The 20,223-nt window shown below is 29.1% G+C and carries 16 protein-coding genes and 1 riboswitch; of the genes, 13 read left to right on the forward strand and 3 right to left on the reverse strand.

Annotated features, from left to right (window positions below):
• From OW763_RS08295 to gltA, 6 genes are all read left to right on the forward strand, one after another.
• Window positions 1-278 (forward strand): electron transfer flavoprotein subunit alpha/FixB family protein (locus OW763_RS08295; protein WP_268040660.1); only part of this gene is annotated, 278 nt, incomplete at its 5' end.
• A 197-nt stretch (window positions 279-475) separates the two neighbouring features.
• Window positions 476-2,182: a sigma 54-interacting transcriptional regulator gene (locus OW763_RS08300; protein ID WP_268040661.1), complete on the forward strand. Its 1,707-nt coding sequence runs from the start codon at window positions 476-478 to the stop codon at window positions 2,180-2,182.
• Window positions 2,183-2,478: 296 nt separating this feature from the next.
• Entirely contained in the window at window positions 2,479-4,026 is a 1,548-nt protein-coding gene (locus tag OW763_RS08305; protein WP_268040662.1) for an acyl CoA:acetate/3-ketoacid CoA transferase, read from the forward strand.
• 451 nt (window positions 4,027-4,477) lie between these two features.
• Complete coding sequence (locus OW763_RS08310) at window positions 4,478-5,866, forward strand: GntP family permease (protein WP_268040663.1); 1,389 nt, start codon at window positions 4,478-4,480, stop codon at window positions 5,864-5,866.
• Window positions 5,867-6,123: 257 nt separating this feature from the next.
• Window positions 6,124-7,029, forward strand: coding sequence for a sulfide/dihydroorotate dehydrogenase-like FAD/NAD-binding protein (locus tag OW763_RS08315; protein WP_268040664.1), 906 nt, complete (start codon window positions 6,124-6,126; stop codon window positions 7,027-7,029).
• Complete coding sequence (gltA, locus tag OW763_RS08320) at window positions 7,029-8,414, forward strand: NADPH-dependent glutamate synthase (RefSeq protein ID WP_268040665.1); 1,386 nt, start codon at window positions 7,029-7,031, stop codon at window positions 8,412-8,414. Before OW763_RS08315 ends, gltA begins: the two co-directional genes overlap by 1 nt.
• 97 nt (window positions 8,415-8,511) lie before the next feature.
• Here gltA and OW763_RS08325 read toward each other — a convergent pair whose 3' ends face one another.
• A complete protein-coding gene (locus OW763_RS08325; RefSeq protein WP_268040666.1) occupies window positions 8,512-9,024 on the reverse strand; it encodes an NUDIX hydrolase in 513 nt (170 codons plus the stop codon).
• A gap of 199 nt (window positions 9,025-9,223) precedes the next feature.
• Between OW763_RS08325 and OW763_RS08330 the strand changes: the two genes are divergently transcribed.
• The 3 genes from OW763_RS08330 (at window position 9,224) to OW763_RS08340 (ending at window position 12,691) form a co-directional block, all read left to right on the forward strand.
• The gene (locus OW763_RS08330) at window positions 9,224-10,102 is read left to right on the forward strand and encodes a DNA-3-methyladenine glycosylase family protein (protein ID WP_268040667.1); all 879 of its coding nucleotides are present in this window, start codon (window positions 9,224-9,226) and stop codon (window positions 10,100-10,102) included.
• A 249-nt stretch (window positions 10,103-10,351) separates the two neighbouring features.
• The gene (locus tag OW763_RS08335) at window positions 10,352-11,839 is read left to right on the forward strand and encodes a 4Fe-4S dicluster domain-containing protein (RefSeq protein WP_268040668.1); all 1,488 of its coding nucleotides are present in this window, start codon (window positions 10,352-10,354) and stop codon (window positions 11,837-11,839) included.
• Window positions 11,840-11,983: 144 nt separating this feature from the next.
• Window positions 11,984-12,691, forward strand: a complete 708-nt coding sequence (locus OW763_RS08340; RefSeq protein ID WP_268040669.1) for a TVP38/TMEM64 family protein — start codon at window positions 11,984-11,986, stop codon at window positions 12,689-12,691.
• On the opposite strand, the gene OW763_RS16980 is transcribed toward OW763_RS08340, so the two are convergent.
• Complete coding sequence (locus OW763_RS16980) at window positions 12,676-13,332, reverse strand: TIGR01906 family membrane protein (protein ID WP_418921800.1); 657 nt, start codon at window positions 13,330-13,332, stop codon at window positions 12,676-12,678. The two genes, OW763_RS08340 and OW763_RS16980, sit on opposite strands and share 16 nt — an antisense overlap.
• Window positions 13,333-13,684: 352 nt before the next feature.
• On the opposite strand from OW763_RS16980, the gene groES reads away from it, so the two are divergent.
• The gene (groES, locus tag OW763_RS08345; RefSeq protein WP_268040670.1) at window positions 13,685-13,969 is read left to right on the forward strand and encodes a co-chaperone GroES; all 285 of its coding nucleotides are present in this window, start codon (window positions 13,685-13,687) and stop codon (window positions 13,967-13,969) included.
• A 127-nt stretch (window positions 13,970-14,096) separates the two neighbouring features.
• Window positions 14,097-15,731 carry a chaperonin GroEL gene (gene groL, locus OW763_RS08350; protein WP_268040671.1) on the forward strand — a complete coding sequence of 545 codons (1,635 nt, stop codon included), beginning with the start codon at window positions 14,097-14,099 and terminating at the stop codon, window positions 15,729-15,731.
• A 111-nt stretch (window positions 15,732-15,842) separates the two neighbouring features.
• On the opposite strand, the gene OW763_RS08355 is transcribed toward groL, so the two are convergent.
• Window positions 15,843-16,586: a tRNA lysidine(34) synthetase gene (locus tag OW763_RS08355; RefSeq protein WP_268040672.1), complete on the reverse strand. Its 744-nt coding sequence runs from the start codon at window positions 16,584-16,586 to the stop codon at window positions 15,843-15,845.
• 199 nt (window positions 16,587-16,785) lie between these two features.
• Window positions 16,786-16,883, forward strand: a riboswitch (purine riboswitch).
• Between the two features lie 147 nt (window positions 16,884-17,030).
• Here OW763_RS08355 and guaB point away from each other — a divergent pair.
• Window positions 17,031-18,485: an IMP dehydrogenase gene (gene guaB / locus OW763_RS08360; RefSeq protein ID WP_268040673.1), complete on the forward strand. Its 1,455-nt coding sequence runs from the start codon at window positions 17,031-17,033 to the stop codon at window positions 18,483-18,485.
• Between the two features lie 130 nt (window positions 18,486-18,615).
• Entirely contained in the window at window positions 18,616-20,148 is a 1,533-nt protein-coding gene (guaA, locus tag OW763_RS08365) for a glutamine-hydrolyzing GMP synthase (protein ID WP_268040674.1), read from the forward strand.
• Window positions 20,149-20,223 lie beyond the last annotated feature (75 nt).

The raw sequence follows: 20,223 nt of genomic DNA on the forward strand, positions 1-20,223 counted from the left end.
TAGTAGCAGGATCAAGAGCAGCTACAGATAACGACTGGATAGACCATGCATTACAAATAGGTCAAACAGGAAAAACTGTAAGACCAAAATTATACATTGCATGCGGAATCTCAGGAGCAATCCAACACTTAGCAGGAATGCAAGATAGTGACTATATAATCGCTATAAATAAAGACGAAGATGCAGCAATAATGCATGTTGCAGATTTAGGATTAGTAGGAGACTTAAACAAAATAGTTCCAGAATTAACAGCTCAAATTAAAGGAATGGAACAATAGAACTAAGGTATATATTATAATGAAGTTTATACCATAATAAGTTAATATTTATATGATATACTAGAAGTTGTACATTTATTTGTATAACTTCTTTTTTTATTAAATTAAGTTCACAAATTATATAGTGATTATAATATCTGAATTTGATAAAATAATATATGATAGAAGCTCTATTTTAAAGGGGGGAATTAACTATTATGATGAATGAATATTATGATGAAAAATTTGAGGTTATGTTGAAAAATATTGAAGATGGAATTATTATTTTAGATTGTAACTGTAAAATTACCAATTATAATGAAAAGATTAAGAGTATTTTAAATATTAAATTTGATAAGATTTTAGGAAAATATATTTCTGATTTCATTCCTCAATTTAAAGCAAAAAAAGTTATTGATAGTGGTATTGGACAAAAATATGAGCTTGTAGAAATTAATGGTGTAAAAATAATATCTAGTACTATACCAATTAAACGTGAAAATAAAGTTGTTGGTGCAATCATATTTATTTTTGAAAATATGAATACATATAAGTTATTGCAAGAGCTTAATAAAAATAAAAAATATATTAAAGAATTAGAAAGTATATTAGAAAGAACATATGATGGAGTTGTGGCTGTTAATAAAGAAGGTATAATTACACTTATGAGTAAGTCATATGCAGAATATTTAGGAGTAGATCAAAAAGAGACTGTAGGAAGGCATGTAACAGAAGTTATAGATAATACAAGAATGCATATAGTTATTAAAAAAGGAAGAGTTGAAAACACTGAGCTTCAAAAAATTAATGACAAATATATTATAGCAACACGTATACCTATAATAGAAAATGGAGAAATTGTAGGAGCTGTAGCGAATGTGTTGTTTAGAAATACGAGAAATTATAATTTGTTTTATAAAAAAATAAATAAAATAGAAAAAGAATTTGAAAATAAAAAAGATAAACAAATAAGTAAGGCAATTTATTCTTTTGAAAATATAGTAGGCGATAGTGAGATAATTGAAGAAACTAAGTCTTTAGCGAGAAAAGCAGCATGTACCAATTCAAGTGTATTGCTTAAAGGGGAAAGCGGTACAGGTAAGGAACTTTTTGCACATGCTATACATAATACAAGTAAGCGTTCAAAACAAAATTTTATAAAGGTTAATTGTGCAGCAATTCCAAATGAATTACTTGAATCGGAACTTTTTGGATATGAAAAAGGTTCGTTCACTGGAGCTAATATCGAAGGAAGAATGGGAAAATTTGAATTGGCTGATGGAGGGACTATTTTTTTAGATGAAATTGGTGATATGCCATTAAAAATGCAGGCTAAACTTTTACGGGTTCTTCAAGAAAGAGAAGTTGAAAGAATAGGAGCAAATAGTGCCAAAAAGATAGATATAAGAATTATTTCTGCTACAAATAGAAATTTAGAAAGTATGGTTAATAAAGGAGAATTCAGAGAAGATCTTTATTATAGGCTTAATGTAGTTGAAATTAATATACCTCCGTTAAAAGAAAGAAAGGACGATATTATTTTACTTGTTAGTTATTTAATTAATAAACTATGTGAGAGATTAGATAAAAAAATAAATGGAATTTCAAATGAAGCTATAAAATTATTAAAAAATTATCAATGGGAAGGCAATGTGAGACAATTAGAAAATGTTATTGAGCGAGCTATAAATGTAGTAGAAGACGGAGAGAAGATTTCACCTGAGCACCTTCCAGTAAAGATTACTGGTATTGTTTTTAATCAAAAGGTTGAAAGTTTGGATGAGGTTTTGAATAAAACAGAAAAACATGCCATAATAAATGCATTAACAATGTGTTATGGAAATAAAACAAAAGCAGCCAAAATGCTTAATATCAGTAGAAGTACTCTCTACGAAAAAATGAATAAACATAATATGTTAGTATAAATAAAATAGTATAGATGGATAATTATATAACAATGTAGCATTTTTCATACAAATATGCAATGAAAATTTTCTAGTGTATGAAAAATGCTACATTATTTTTTGAAATTCACCATAAAATGTCTGCAAATCAAGACATTTTTCGATAAAATAGTTAAATTTTATTAAATACATAGTGTTTTTAAATTATAGATAGCTAGTTATAATAGAGTATTGGTAGGTTTGTTAAAAATAAAACATTGTTGGCATGGATATTGCTAATTATAAAATTGTAGATAGATGTGAAGGAGGAATTTTATATGGCTACAAAAGTAAAGAGTGTTCAAGAAGCTGTTGCCATGATTAAAGATGGAGATACAGTAGCAACTGGAGGTTTTCTTGGAATTGCTCATCCAGATACTGTAATTGCTGGAGTTGAAAAAAGATTTTTAGAGGAAGGTAGTCCCAAAAACTTAACATTAATGTATGCAGCGGGTCAAGGTGATGGAAAAGATAAAGGATTAAATCGTTTAGGACATGAAAATTTAGTTACAAAAGTTATAGGCGGTCACTGGAATCTTGCACCAAAACTTCAAAAGTTAGCGCTAGAAAATAAATTAGCTGCTTATAATCTTCCACAAGGAACAATATCTCATTTGTTTAGAGATATTGCTGCAGGAAAAATAGGAACAATAACTCATGTAGGATTAAAAACCTTTGTAGATCCAAGATTGCAAGGTGGTAAAATAAATGATGTTGCAAAAGATGATGAGGATATAGTTAAACTTGTAAATATTGATGGAAATGAACGTTTGTTTTACAAGGCTAGACCTATAAATGTTGCTTTATTAAAAGGAACTTATTCAGATGAAAATGGAAATATAACTATGGAAGAAGAAGCAGCTACACTAGAAAATATTTCAATAGCACAAGCTGCGAAAAACTCTGGTGGAATAGTTATAGTGCAAGTGAAAAAAGTAGTTCAAAATGGAAGCTTAGATCCTAAACTAGTTAAAATTCCAGGAATATATGTAGATGCAGTTGTAGTAGATTCTACAGCTCCACAAACTTTCGTAGAACAATTTAATTCATCGTTCTGTGGAAAAACAAGAATTCCACTAAGTGCTGTAGAAAAAATGCCTTTAAATCAAAGAAAGATAATAGCTAGACGTGCAGCTATGGAACTTCCAAAGGATTCAGTAGTAAACTTAGGAATAGGTGTTCCAGAAGGTGTTGCAGCAGTGGCTAATGAAGAGGGTATAGGTGACTCAATGACATTAACTGTTGAAGCAGGTCCGATTGGTGGAGTGCCAGCAGGTGGAGCTAATTTTGGAGCATCAACAAATGCAGAATGTATTTTAGATCAAGCATATCAATTTGATTTTTATGATGGCGGTGGATTAGATGTTGCATTCTTAGGATTAGCTCAATGTGATGAAAAAGGAAATATAAATGTTAGTAAATTTGGTCCCAAAATAGCAGGATGTGGTGGATTTATTAACATAACTCAAAATGCTAAAAAAGTTGTGTATTGCGGAACATTTACTGCAGGTGGATTAAAAATATCTACTGGTGATGGAAAATTAACTATAGCACAAGAAGGAAAAGTGAATAAGTTTATTAAAGAAGTAGAACAAATCACATTTAGTGCTGAATATGCAATGGAAGTAGGACAAGCCGTTTTATATATAACAGAAAGAGCTGTATTTGAAATTAGAAAAGAAGGATTAGTTCTTACTGAAATAGCACCAGGAGTAGATTTAGAAAAAGATATATTAGCAAGAATGGAGTTTAAACCAATTGTTGCTGAAAATCTTAAATTAATGGATGAAAGAATTTTCAAAGATGAACTTATGGGACTTAAATAATAGTAAAAAAGAAGTGTTTAAAACAAAGAATCAATAAGTTACAATATTATAAATTTTATAAATAAAAACTTACAAAAACATCTAATAAAAACTTACGAAATTAAAAATATTGAACCAAAACTTACAAATACAAAAATTAAAAAATATTAAAATAAAACTTACGAAAACATCCAACTGAAACTTATAAATTTAAAATATTGAACCAAAACTTACAAATATAAAATATATAAATTAAAAAAATCAAACTAAAACTTACGAAACATCTAACCAAAACTTACAAATTTTAAAAATAGTAAACTTAAACTTACAAATATAAAATATATAAATTAAAACTTATAAAACTTAAAAATAAAAATAGAAATAAAGATATTTATAAATCAAGTAATATAATTGATTAACTTTAGTTAGAGTATCAAAACAAAAAACAAAAGCGTAGAAAGGAGAATAAAAAATGATAGGAGTTATTGGAATAGTAGTATCGTTAATGCTTTTAATGTATCTTGCTTATAGAGGAATAACAGTACTTGTTCTTGCACCAATTCTAGCAATATTTGCAGCGTTAATGAGTGGAGGAGCTAGTGCTCATGTGATGGCAACGTATACAGAAATATTTATGAAAGCATTCGCAGGATATGCTCAAAAATATTTCCCAGTGTTTATGCTAGGGGCTATCTTTGGTAAAATTATGGATGACACAGGTTCAGCAAAGTCTATTGCACATTTTATTGCTAAGAAATTAGGAAAAGATAAGGCTATATTAGCAGTTGCACTATCATGTTCAATATTAACTTATGGTGGAGTTTCAATGTTTGTTGTTGCTTTTGCTATATATCCAATAGCAGTATCTTTATTTAGAGAAGCAGATATACCAAAAAGATTAATTCCAGGTTCAATTGCGGTAGGTTCATTTGGTTTTACAATGACAGCACTTCCAGGATCACCACAAATACAAAATGCAATACCAATGCCATACTTTGGAACAGATGCATATGCTGCGCCAGTGTTAGGATTGATTGCGTCAGCTATTATGTTAGGTGCATCAATGATGTGGTTAACTCATAGAGCTAATAAAGCTAAAAAAGCTGGAGAAGGTTATGGAGATCATTTAAATGAAAATGTAACAGATATGGATATATCAAAATTACCATCAGTTGGTATATCGATAATTCCAATAATTTTAGTATTAGTTTTAAACTTTGTAATATCAAAATATTTCTTTGGTAGTTCAACTTATGATGCTTCTTATTTATCAGAATATGCTACTAAATTATCAAAGGTTTCAGGTATGTGGAGCTTAATTATAGCTCTAGTAATTTCAATTTTAGTTGCAATCATTTTAAATATTAAGAGATTAAAAGATGTTAAGAAAAGTTGTAATCAAGGTGCAATAGGTTCATTGCTTGCTATTATAAATACATCATCTGAGGTTGGATACGGAAATGTTATTAAATCTCTTGCAGCATTTGCTATTGTAAAAAATGCTATGCTTGGAATATCAAGTAATCCGTTAATTGCAGAAGCAATATCTTGTAATGTATTAGCAGGTATAACAGGTTCTGCATCAGGTGGTATGGCTATAGCATTGTCAGTTCTAGGAAAACAATATTTAGAGATGGCAAATGCAGCTGGAATAAATCCACAAGTTCTTCATAGAATTGCAACAATAGCATGTGGAGGATTTGACTCTTTACCACATAATGGAGCTGTTATAACATTACTTGGAATATGTCAATTAACACATAAAGAATCTTATAAAGATATAGGAATAGTTTCAGTTTTAATTCCAATTGGTACTCTTGTTATAATACTAATACTTGCAAGTTTGGGTATTCAAGCATAAGAATTCTTCAATATAAATTATAGTATATAAAAATAGCTGTTGAATTTCAATTTAAATTCAACAGCTATTTTGTATTTAAATTTGATAGCATGTATAATTATACAATTTAAAATATATGTATTTTATTACTAATAAGAAAAAAATTTTATATAAAGTTATCTTTACTAAGACATTTTTATTAATTATAATAGTAAATAATTAAATAAATTATATATGAATAAATATAATATTTATATAAAATGATATGGGGTGTAATAATGTTTAAAATTATCAAGAAAAAAGTTTTAGTACCAAATATTTATCTTATGGATGTAGAAGCACCAAGAGTTGCAAGTACGGCTATGCCGGGACAATTTGTAATTGTAAAGACAGATGAAAAAGGAGAAAGAGTTCCTCTTACAATTTGCGATTATGATAGAGAAAGAGGAACAGTGACTATAGTATTTCAGGCAGTAGGATACTCAACAATTGAAATGGCTAAATATGAAGAGGGACAATATTTTCAAGATTTTGTAGGACCGCTTGGAAAACCTTCTGAATTTTTGAATGAAGATATACAAGAATTAAAAAATAAAAAAGTATTATTTATATCAGGTGGAGTAGGGGCAGCACCAGTATATCCACAGGTAAAATGGTTTCATGACAATGGAATGAAATCGGATGTAATAATGGGGGTTAGAACTAAGGAATTGTTAATATTAGAAGATGAAATGAGAGCAGTAGCAGATAATGTATATGTAACAACAGATGATGGTTCTTATGGAACTAAGGGGCTAGTTACAGAAAAATTTAAAGAACTAGTAGAAAATCAAGGAAAAAAATATGATTACGTAGTTGCGATTGGACCAATTATAATGATGAAGTATGCAGCACTTACTACTAAACCTTATGGTATAAAAACGATAGTGAGTATGAATCCTCTTATGGTTGATGGTACGGGAATGTGTGGTGCTTGTAGAGTAACAATAGGAAATGAAACTAAATTTGCATGTGTAGATGGACCAGAATTTGATGGGCATCTAGTAGATTTTGATGAAGCTATGAGAAGACAAGCGATGTATAAGACAGAAGAAGGAAGAGAAAAATTGAAAATGGAAGAACCAAATCAAGATAAACATCATCACCATCATGGTGGATGTGGTTGCTGCGGAGGTGAAGAATAATGGATAGAATGAAAAAAGTACCTGTTAAAGAACAAGATCCTAAAGTTAGGGCCAAAAATTTTAATGAGGTGTGTTTGGGATATACAGAAGAGGAAGCTGTAATTGAAGCAAGCAGATGTCTTAATTGTAAAAATCCTTTATGTGTAAAAGGATGTCCAGTATCAATTGATATTCCATTGTTCATACAACATGTTAAAAATAGAGAATTTGAGAAAGCTGCAAAGGTTATAGCAAAATATAGTTCACTTCCATCAGTATGTGGTAGAGTATGTCCTCAAGAAACCCAATGTGAAGGTAAATGTGTACTTGGTATAAAAGGAGAACCTGTATCAATAGGGAAGCTTGAAAGATTTGTAGGAGATTGGTCAAGGGAAAATAATATAAATCTTACTGACACAGAGCCTAAGAAAAATAAAAAAGTAGCAGTAATAGGAAGTGGACCTGCAGGGCTTACTTGTGCAGGGGATTTAGCTAAAAAAGGTTATGATGTTACTATATTTGAAGCATTACATGAAACAGGTGGAGTTTTAGTATATGGAATTCCTGAGTTTAGACTTCCTAAAGATAAAGTAGTTAAGTCAGAAATTGAAAATATAAAAAAATTAGGAGTTAAAATAGAAACAAATGTTATAGTAGGAAGAACTGCTAAAATAGATAAATTAATAAAAGAAGAACATTATGAGGCAATTTTTATAGGGTCAGGAGCTGGTCTTCCTAAATTTATGGGTATACCAGGTGAAAATTTAAATGGAGTATTTGCAGCTAATGAGTTTCTAACAAGAGTAAATTTAATGAAAGCTTATAGAACAGATTATGCAACACCAGTTAAAATAGGTAAAAAGGTTGCTGTTGTAGGTGGAGGAAATGTTGCTATGGATGCAGCTAGAACAGCTTTAAGACTTGGAGCAGAAGCTCATATAGTATATAGAAGATCAGAAGAAGAACTTCCAGCCAGAGTAGAAGAAGTACATCATGCAAAAGAAGAGGGAGTAAATTTTGATTTATTAACTAACCCAGTGGAAATTTTATCAGATGAAAATGGATGGGTAAAAGGAATGAAATGCATAAGAATGGAACTTGGACAACCGGATAAATCTGGTAGAAGAAGACCTATACCTATGGAAGGTTCAGAATTTATTATAGATGTAGACATGGTTATAATGTCTCTTGGTACTTCTCCAAATCCATTAATACCATCTACAACAGAAGGTTTAGATATAAATAAATGGAAATGTATAGTAGTAGATGAGGAAACGTGTAAGACTTCAAAAGAAAAAGTATATGCAGGTGGAGATGCGGTAACAGGAGCGGCTACAGTTATACTTGCTATGGAGGCAGGAAAAAAAGCAGCAAAAGCTATTCATGAACATTTATTAAAGAAATAGTTTAAATTAAAAACATACATATAATGCGGTGAAATGTATTTCTAGCATTATATGTTTTGTTATTTTTTCAGATGCCTAAATTAAATGGTTTAGAAAATTATTTTTCAATCGACGATTTTAAATAATAGTAAGCCAGTACACTTTTACTGTCGCATATTTTAGTGTTTTGCACGTTTTTTTCAAATTCATTAAAAGGCATCCACTGTACTTCTGTTACATCATCATTATTAATTTTGGTGTGTTTAAGGCATGATTTTTTCACATTAGCTTTAAATATATGCATAGTACTATTACTAAAACCCATTATAGGTTTATATGAGATGATCTTTTCTAAAGCATCTGTAGTTAAGGTTATATTTGCTTCTTCTTTTATTTCTCGTACTAGACATTCCTTTATATCTTCTCCAGGAATATCAATGCATCCAGCAGGAATTTCTAATGTATTAGTCATTACTGAAGGTCTAAATTGTTTTACTAGCAAAATTTCATTAAACTCATTTAAAATTATTGCTGAAACAGCATCATAATTTTTTATAATATCATATTTTTTACCTTCTAATTGTCTATGATATAATTTTAGCCAACCATCATAAATTATTTTATCTTCCATTTTAGATTCTCCTTTTATGTAAATTTTCCAATATAAACAAATTTATAATAATAGTATAAACAGATTAATAGAATTTAACAATGAAAGTATGGATAAAAAGTAAAGTAAGAGTTAAAATAAGAAAAGTGCGACGCACTTTTCTTATAATTAAGAATATCGCGTCGCAATATTCTTATAAGGTGAAGGAGGTGTATATATAATGGATTTTAATTATGTAGAAGAATTTCAAGATGGAATAATAATTAAAGATGTAAGAAATTTTGAACTTACTCATATTTTTGATTGTGGACAATGTTTTAGATGGAAAAGGCAGGAAAATGGAAATTACATAGGAATTGCTTTTAACAAAGTAATTGAAGTAGAGAAAAAAGGTAATGATGTAATTATATATAATACTAATGAGGAAGATTTTCAAAATATATGGTGCCAATATTTTGATTTATATAGAGATTATTCGTCTATAAAAGAAATTTTAAGTAAAGATGAAATTTTAAAAAAATCTATAGAATTTGGGAACGGTATCAGAATACTTAATCAGGAACCATTTGAGATAATAATATCTTTTATCATATCAGCTAATAATAGAATACCAATGATAAAAAAAGTTATAAATAAAATTTCAGAGCAATGGGGAGAAAAAATCATATATAAAGATATGGTATACTATACTTTTCCTAAAGTTGAGGTATTAAAAGACTGTACTATAGAAGAATTCGAAAAATGTGGAACAGGATTTAGAGGTAAGTATATCAAAGATACAATAAATAAAATTTCAAATAAAGAAATAGATGTTGATTATATTAAGAATCTAGATGATGATATGTGCCACAAAGAATTACAAAAATTAAGTGGGGTTGGACCCAAAGTGGGAGATTGTGTAATGCTTTTTTCTATGAAAAAATACTCAGCATTTCCTGTGGATATATGGGTTAAAAGAGCTATGCAGCATTTTTATTTAGCACCAGATGTATCTTTAAAAAAAATAAGAGAATTCGCAAGAAATAAATTTGGAGAATTTTCAGGATTTGCACAACAGTATTTATTTTATTATGCTAGAGAAAATGATATAAGAATATAATTAAAAAAAATAGTATAAATTAAGAAAAAACGTAAAGTTTGTATTTTTATGAATAAATAAACAAACTGTTACTTTTTTTATATGTATCTGTTACAATATTTTTCGTTACTTTTGAAAAGTCATCTGTTATAATACTAATGAAAGTTAAATTTATAAAAACTTGCTTAAAACGTTGTTTTATTGAGGTTATATATTGAGAAAATAAATTGAGGGAATAATTCTTAGCTATATACAAACGGGGGGAAATAAATGATAAAATTTGAAACAGATTTAAGAAAGTTAAAATATGAAGTTTTAAAAAATGTTGCTGTTTTAGCAAAAGAGGGTAGATTTACACAAAATGAAATAGACAAAATTCCTTATGAAGTAATCAAAGGGAATAAGCCTAAATATAGATGCTGTGTTTATCATGAAAGAGCTATTGTAAAGGAAAGAGCTAAGCTTGCTGCTGGATATATTGCTGATGCAAATTCTATTGAATATGTACATTCTCAAGATAAAAATGATGAAATAATTTATGTTATAGAAGCAGCATGTGATACATGTCCTATAAATAAATATACTATTACAGAAGTTTGTAGGGGATGTATTCAACATAAATGTATGGAAGTATGTCCAGCTAATGCAATAACAAGAATAAATGGTAAAGCATATATAAATCAAGATTTATGTAGAGAATGTGGATTATGTAAAAAAGCTTGTCCTTATAATGCTGTGTCAGAGGTTATGAGACCATGTAAAACAGTATGTCCAACAGGTGCTATTCAAATACATTATGAAGACAGAAGAGCTATTATAAATAGAGAAAATTGCATAAATTGTGGAGCTTGTGTAGAAGCATGTCCATTTGGAGCTATATCTGATAAAAGTTATATAGTACCAGTTATAAAAGGGTTGGATTCAGATAAAAAATTATATGCAGTTATAGCACCATCAATAACAGGACAATTTGGAGAAGAAGTAAGTGTTGGACAAGTTAAGAATGCATTAAAAAATATTGGATTTGAAGATGTGGTAGAAGCTGCATTGGGAGCAGACGCTGTGACAATACATGAAGCTATGGAATTTGTAGAAAGAATGGAAAAGGGAGAAACATATATGACTAATTCTTGTTGTCCAGGCTTTGTAGCATATATTGAAACACAATTCCCTGATGAAGTTGATAAAATATCAAATACAGTTTCTCCAATGGTTGCCACTGGAAAACTAATAAAAAGTAAGGATAAAAATGCTGTAGTTGTATTTATTGGTCCTTGTACTGCTAAAAAAAGTGAAATGGTAAGAGAAGAAGTAAATGGAATAATTGATTATGTATTAACTTTTGAAGAAATAGCAGCTATAATGGGAGCATATGAGGTTGATCTAGAAAAATGCGAAGATGAGATTATAGAAGATGCTTCAGCATTTGGAAGAGGATTTGCTCAAGGTGGAGGACTTTCTGCTGCAATAGAAAATGTTATAAAAGATAAGAAGCTAAATGTAGAATTTAAACCGGTTAAAATAAGCGGTAAAGAAAATCTAAAAAGATACATGCTTCTTGCTAAAAATGGTAAACTGCCAGGAAATTTCATAGAAGGTATGTTATGTGAAGGTGGATGTATTGGTGGACCTGTTGCAGTATGTTATAAAAATAAGACAAAACAATCTTTGAATAAATTTACTAAGGAATCTAAAAAACAATCAATAATTGAAAATGATAAATTAGAAGAATTTAAAGAAATTAATTTAGAGAAATAATGAATAAAAGAGCGAGGTGTTAATTTAAAATTAACACCTCGCTCTTTTATTTTAATTAAAATTAAACTCATAATTAAAGAATTTTAATCAAACAATATAGTATATTTATTATAAAATGAGGTGTAGTTAAATAAGGGAGATAATATGCTAAAAAATATAAAAAATAAAATTATAGAATATAAAGGATATATTATATTAATATTTATACTAATATTCTTCATAATTTCAGGATATCAATATTATTATAAATATTTTGATGTGTTAAAAGATCCTGAAAAAGTAAAACAGTATGTAATGTCTTATGGAGTCTATAATGTATTTGTATTTTGTGGAATTCAAATAATACAAGTGGTTGCATTTTTTATTCCAGGAGAAGTTGTTCAAATAGCAGGAGGATATATTTTTGGAACATTTATAGGAAGCATACTATCACTTTTAGGAATAGTTACAGGAAGTATTATTGTTTATTTAATTTCTAATAGATTTGGAAAGCCTTTTGTAGAAAAAATAGTGTCAAAAAATAAATTTAATTTTATTGAAAAAATTTTAGAGCTAGGGAGTCAAAAAACTGTAATATTTTTATTGTATCTTGTTCCGGGAGTACCTAAAGATGTTTTTGGATATATCTGTGGGGTTTCAAACATATCATTACAGGAGTTTGCATTATATTCTACTTTGGGAAGGATACCAGGGATAGCAATATCAGCTTATTTTGGTTCCAAGATATTAACAGGTAATTTTAAAATGTTGATATTTATTGCAATAATGATGAGTGCTTTGTTTATTATTGGAGTATTAAAGGGAGAGACAATAATAGTACAGATAATAAGCAAACATCAAAAAGAAAAATAGTTAGTAAGTTTTCTATAAACAAAATAAAGTATAAAACTCCATATAAACATAAGAAAAACTATTATGATTCCACAATGAAAGAAAAATTCTTGTGGCAATATGTTTATTATAGGATCTGTTTTAGGATCTAAAAGCCAGTAATCGTTATTGAAGAATATTTTGTGAAAAAATGTAAAACTTTTATCGAAATTTATTAAAAAAGCTAGTAAAAGAGTTAAAGGGATAAATAATAAATAAATAGAACTCCATTTAAAAAAACTAAAGTTCATAGATTTCCAATTTAAAGATAAAGTTATCAGAATAATGAAAATTAATATGTAAAATATAAAATTAAGTTTGTTAAATATAGATTTTACTTCTTCAAAATGAATTTTTCCTTTGTCGGAATAGTGTAATGTAGGTAATTCAAATTCTTTATTATTAGGGTTTTGAAGATAATTTATAATATAATCATAATTTAATTTTATTTCATTAGTATCTAAATTAGAAATTTGAGAAATATTTAATGATACAACATCTGAATAATATAGTGGTTTAAAATTTAGTGTAAATTTTAGACTTAATATAGGAAACAACAATAAGATGCAAATAGTAAGTAATATTTGATATATATAATGGTTAGATTTTTTCAATAATCTCACTTCCTTTTAAATATTAAACATTATTAATCATTATTGTCATAGAATAAAAATAATAGTCACTATAAGAAAAGTGCGAAGCAATATTCTCAATTTTCAAGCAAAAAGTATGTCGAACTTTCTTTATATGGTGTAATATATAGTAAATGGTAGAAAAAAGATGATTTGGCTTAATATTTTAAGATAATCTAATATAATGAGCTTAAATAATCTGTGAAGTCAAAAAGTGGAATTTGATATTAAATATTGTATAAACTATCATAATAATTGTATTAGCACTCAACTTTAATGAGTGCTAACAAATATAAAAATAATTTTATATGAATATTATATAAATATATGAGGAGGGGTTTATATGAGAATTAGACCACTTGGAGACAGAGTTGTAATTAAAAGATTAGAAGCTGAGGAAACAACAAAAAGCGGAATAGTTTTACCAGGAAGTGCTAAAGAAAGACCACAAGAAGCTGAAGTAGTTGCTGTAGGACCAGGCGGATTTGTTGAGGGAAAAGAAGTTAAAATGGAAGTTAAAGTTGGAGATAAAGTATTATTTTCTAAATATTCAGGAACAGAAGTTAAACTTGATGGAGAAGAATATACAATATTAAGACAAAATGATATATTGGCAGCAGTTGAATAAATAATACAAATAGGCTTTATTTTACATAAAGTTTAAAAATTAGATATTGGCAATTTTAGGTTTAAAGTCAGTATATAAGAAGATTACTAAGAAACAGATACTATTTAAATATAGGAGGTAATTAAAAATGGCTAAGAGTATTTTATTTGGTGAAGAAGCAAGACGTTCTATGCAAAAAGGCGTAGATAAATTAGCTGATACAGTTAAAGTTACTTTAGGACCTAAAGGAAGAAATGTTGTTTTAGATAAAAAATTTGGTGCACCACTTATAACAAATGATGGTGTTAGCATAGCAAGAGAAATAGAACTTGAAGATCCATATGAAAACATGGGAGCTCAACTTGTTAAAGAAGTTGCTACAAAAACAAATGATGTAGCTGGAGATGGAACAACAACTGCTACATTACTTGCACAAGCAATCATAAGAGAAGGATTAAAAAACGTAACTGCTGGTGCAAATCCAATGTTAATAAGACAAGGAATTAAAAAAGCAGTTGAATGTGCAGTAGAAGAAATCAAAAAAGGTTCAAAACAAGTTGATGGAAAAGAAGATATAGCTAGAGTTGCTGCAATATCAGCCGCTGATGAAGAAATAGGTAAGCTAATTGCAGATGCTATGGAAAAAGTAGGCAATGAAGGTGTTATCACTGTAGAAGAATCAAAAACAATGGCAACTGAATTAGATGTTGTTGAAGGAATGCAATTTGATAGAGGATATTTAAGTCCATATATGGTAACAGATACAGAAAAAATGGAAGCTATTTTAGAAGAACCATATATATTAATAACTGATAAAAAAATAGGCAATATTCAAGATATTCTTCCAATACTTGAACAAATAGTTCAACAAGGAAAGAAATTATTAATAGTTGCTGAAGATATAGAAGGAGAAGCTTTAGCTACATTAGTAGTTAATAAACTAAGAGGAACATTTACATGTGTTGCTGTTAAAGCTCCAGGATTTGGCGATAGAAGAAAAGAAATGTTACAAGATATAGCTATCTTAACAGGTGGAGAAGTTATAGCAGAAGAATTAGGAAGAGATTTAAAAGACGTTACTTTAGATATGCTTGGAACTGCAGAAAGTGTAAAAGTTTCTAAAGAAAATACCACAGTAGTTAATGGTAAAGGAGACAAAAGTGCTATAGCTGATAGAGTAAATCAAATTAAAAATCAAATCGAAGAAACTACTTCAGAATTTGATAGAGAAAAACTTCAAGAAAGATTAGCTAAACTTGCAGGTGGTGTTGCAGTAGTTAAAGTTGGTGCAGCCACTGAAACTGAACTTAAAGAAAGAAAATTAAGAATAGAAGATGCTCTTGCAGCTACTAAAGCAGCAGTTGAAGAAGGAATTGTTGCAGGTGGTGGTACTGCATATGTTAATGCTGTAAATGAAGTAGAAAAAATAACTATGGATAATGCAGATTCACAAGTTGGAGTAAATATTATTAGAAGAGCACTTGAAGAACCAGTAAGACAAATAGCAGAAAATGCTGGGCTTGAAGGTTCTGTAATAATTGATAAGGTGAAAAAGAGCGAGCCAGGTATAGGTTTTGATGTATTAAAACAACAATATACAAACATGGTTCAAATAGGTATAGTAGATCCTACTAAAGTTACAAGATCAGCTCTTCAAAATGCTGCATCAGTAGCTTCAACATTCTTAACAACTGAATGTGTTGTGGCTGAAATGCCAGAAAAGAATCAACCACCAGTTGGAGCACCAGGAATGGGCGGAATGGGAATGGACGGAATGTACTAAAATACAGTTAAAAATTAAAAGTTTAGAGTTAATAGTTAAAGTAGGGATTTTTGCGATAGGCAAAAATCCCTTTAATTATAAAAACTTTATATTATTTATAGCTATTAACTATTAATTGTTTTTCTGTTTCCATAAATTTTTAAAATCTACATTTGATAAAGAAGTTATTATTTTTTGTTGAGCATCAGGATATATTTTTTCTAATTTTATTAGTAGATTTTTCATCTCTTCTCTTGTGGTTTTTTTATCTTTTGGACAGTTGCTTTTTATTACTGGAAGATTATATGTGGTTGTTAAGTTTTCGATTACATCTTCCTTAATATATATAAGAGGTCTTATTATATTAATATTTTTATCTTCAAAATATATGTTAGGATGAAAAGTTCCAAGTTTACCTACCTTTAAAACATTCATAAAAAGTGTTTCTATAACATCATCACTATTATGTCCAAGAGCAATTTTATTAATATTGTTATCTAAAGATACTCTGATTAATGCTCCTTTTCTAAGTTTAGAACATAATGAACAAGGTTTTTTTTCTTTTCTATCATTAAATACTATATTTGCTATATCAGTTTTTTCAATTATAATGGGGATGCCATTTTTATTGCAAAACTCTTCTAAAGGTGAAATATCTGTGTTGAATCCTAAATCTATATTGATTCCTATAATTTCAAAATCTTTTATTGATGTCATTTGTATAAGTTTAAGGGCAAAAAGTAAAAAAATGCTATCTTTACCTCCGGAAAGTCCTACAGCAACTTTGTCACCAGATTTTATCATATAGTAGTCTTCTATAGAACGCCTAATATATTTTAAAAATAATACGTTATATTCTTTTTTAAAGCGTATCATGCTTATCCTCCTTTAGAAATCCTCAAAATAATATCTATCTTATCTTTAAATTATTATTTTTTAAAGATGTTTAATTTATATAAAGTCATTATACTACAAAATTTGCTATGGCTATGCAAGTTTATTATCAAAAAAAGTAAAAAAATAATTGACAAAATTCAAAACATAAAATAAAATAATACTTAATAAAAAAATAAAGTCAATATCATTTAGATACGCTTATATATACCTTGAATATGGCGAGGAGTCTCTACCGGAAGCCGTAAAATTCCGACTATAAGTGGAGTTGATGTGTTTTGTATACATTAATCCCACTTTTTATATTTTATATAAAATGGATTAATGTATTTTTTATAGGCAATAAAAGATGATGTTTTGACATAAACTAAGAAAAGTGCGAGGCAACATTCTTATATAAATAATTTTGAAGGGAAGTTGATTAAAATGGCAGTTATTTTTAAAAAAGGATATACATTTGATGATGTATTATTAATACCAAACAAATCAGAAATTTTACCTAAGGATTCTTGTTTAAAAACTAATTTAACAAACAAAATAGAACTTAACATACCACTAATGAGCGCAAGTATGGATACCGTTACTGGAGCTAAAATGGCGATAGCTATGGCAAGAGAAGGCGGAATAGGAATTATACATAAAAATATGAGCATAGAAAGACAAGCTAGCGAAGTAGATAAAGTTAAAAGACAGGAAAATGGAGTAATAACAGATCCTTTTTATTTAGCACCTTCCAATACTCTTGGAGAAGCAGAAGAGTTAATGAAAAGATATAGAATTTCAGGTGTTCCTATAACAGTAGAAGGAAAATTAGCTGGAATTATTACAAATAGAGATATTTTATTTGAAACAGATTACAGCAAAAAGATAGATGAAGTTATGACAAAAGAAGATCTTATAACTGCATCAGAGGCAACAACTGTAGATGAAGCTAAAGATATATTAAAGAAACATAGAATAGAAAAACTTCCATTAGTAGATGAAGATAATAATCTAAAAGGTCTTATAACTATAAAAGATATAGAAAAAGTTAGAAAATATCCTAATGCCGCAAAAGATGAAAAAGGAAGACTTTTATGTGGAGCAGCAGTAGGGGTAACAAAAGATATTATGGATAGAGTTGGTGCTTTAGTTAAAGCTAATGTTGATGTTATAACTATTGATACTGCACATGGACATTCTAGAGGAGTATTAGAAGCTGTAAAACAAGTTAAAGATAAATATCCAGAACTTCAAATTATTGCGGGTAATATTGCAACACCAGAAGCTACAAAAGCTTTAATTGATGCAGGAGCAGATTGTGTAAAGGTTGGTATAGGACCAGGTTCTATTTGTACAACAAGAGTTGTTGCAGGTGTTGGAGTTCCACAACTTACAGCTGTTATGGATTGTGTTGAAGAAGCAAACAAATATAATATACCAGTAATTGCAGATGGTGGTATAAAATATTCAGGAGATGTAGTAAAAGCTCTTGCAGCAGGTGCTAAGGTTGTTATGATGGGTTCAATTCTTGCTGGATGTGAGGAAGCACCAGGTGAGGTAGAAATATATCAAGGAAGAAGCTATAAGGTATATAGAGGAATGGGATCTCTTGCAGCAATGGCATGTGGAAGTAAGGATAGATATTTCCAAGAAGATAATAAAAAATTTGTTCCAGAAGGAGTAGAAGGAAGAGTACCATATAAAGGTGTTTTAGCAGATACATTATATCAATTAATAGGTGGTATACGTTCAGGAATGGGATACTTAGGTGCACCTACACTTACTAATTTATATGAAAATGCTAAATTTGTGGTTCAAACTTCAGCTGGACTAAGAGAAAGTCATCCACATGATATTTCAATGACTAAAGAAGCACCAAACTATAGTGTACAATCTTAAAGAAAATTGCAAAACAATTTTCTTTAGTTAAGAATTGAAAGTTGAGAATTGATAGTTGAGAATTGATAGTGAATGATAATTTTCTGATGTATCAGAAAATCTATATTAAAGTAAGTGGTTGGAGGTAAATATGAGTAGAGAATTAGTTTTAGTAATAGATTTTGGCGGACAATATAATCAGCTTATAGCAAGAAGAGTTAGAGAACATAATGTTTATTGTGAAATAGTACCATATAAGACTTCAATTGAAAAAATAAAAGAAAAAGATCCTAAAGGTATAATTTTCACAGGTGGACCTAGTAGTGTTTATGGAGAAAATACTCCAAAGATAGATAAAGAAATTTTTAATATGGGAGTTCCTATACTTGGAATATGCTACGGACATCAATTAACAGCTTATACTTTAGGCGGAAAAGTTGAAAGTCCTGATATAAGAGAATATGGAAAGAAAGAAGTTAATATAGATTCTACTTCAGTATTATTCGATGGAATAAAGAAAGCAGATCAATCTTGGATGAGTCATACAGATTATGTATCTGAAGTTCCAGAGGGATTTAAAATAATAGCAACTACAGATCAGTGTCCAGTTGCAGCTATGGAAAATGCTGAAAGAAAAATATATGGAGTTCAATTCCATCCAGAAGTTGAACATACTTTATTTGGTCAAAAAATGCTTTCAAATTTCTTATTTAATGTTTGTGACGTACATGGTGATTGGTCAATGACTTCTTTTGCAGAACAAAAGATAAAAGAAATAAAAGAGCTAGTAGGAGATAAAAAGGTTCTTTGTGCACTATCAGGTGGGGTTGATTCATCTGTTGCAGCAGTTCTTGTGCATAAAGCAATAGGTAAACAACTTACTTGTATTTTTGTTGACCATGGTTTACTTAGAAAAGATGAAGGAGATCAAGTTGAAAAAGTATTTAAAGAAAAATTTGATCTAAATCTTATAAGAGTAAATGCTCAAGAGAGATTTTTAGGAAAACTTAATGGAGTAAGTGACCCAGAAAGAAAAAGAAAAATAATTGGAGAAGAGTTCATAAGAGTTTTTGAAGAAGAAGCAAATAAGCTTGGACAAATAGATTTTCTTGTTCAAGGAACTATATATCCAGATGTAGTTGAAAGTGGAACAGATACTTCAGCTACTATAAAGAGCCATCATAATGTTGGTGGACTTCCAGAAGATATGCAATTCTCATTAATAGAGCCGCTTAGAGAATTATTTAAGGATGAAGTTAGAGCTGTAGGAGAAGAAATTGGAATTCCTCACAAACTTGTATGGAGACAACCATTCCCAGGACCTGGTCTTGCAATTAGAGTTCTAGGAGAAATTACAGAAGAAAAATTATTTATTACAAGAGAAGCAGATGCAATATTCAGAGAAGAGATTGCAAAAGCAGGACTAGAAGAAAAGATTTGGCAATACTTTGCATGTCTACCTAATATTCGTTCAGTTGGAGTTATGGGAGATGAAAGAACATATTGTCATACAATAGCATTAAGAGCAGTAACATCTTCAGATGCTATGACTTCAGATTGGGCTAGAATACCATATGAAATATTAGATGAAGTTTCAAGAAGAATAGTTAACGAAGTTAAAGGAGTAAACAGAATAGTTTACGACGTAACTTCTAAACCACCAGCTACTATTGAGTGGGAATAATAGTGAAAATATAGTTGATGATTGATTAAAACAAGTTAATATAAGTTAAAGTTTAAATATATTATTAAAGCTAGC

Origin of the sequence: Clostridium aestuarii (assembly GCF_026735135.1) — a bacterium.
Classification (GTDB): domain Bacteria; phylum Bacillota; class Clostridia; order Clostridiales; family Clostridiaceae; genus Clostridium_H; species Clostridium_H aestuarii.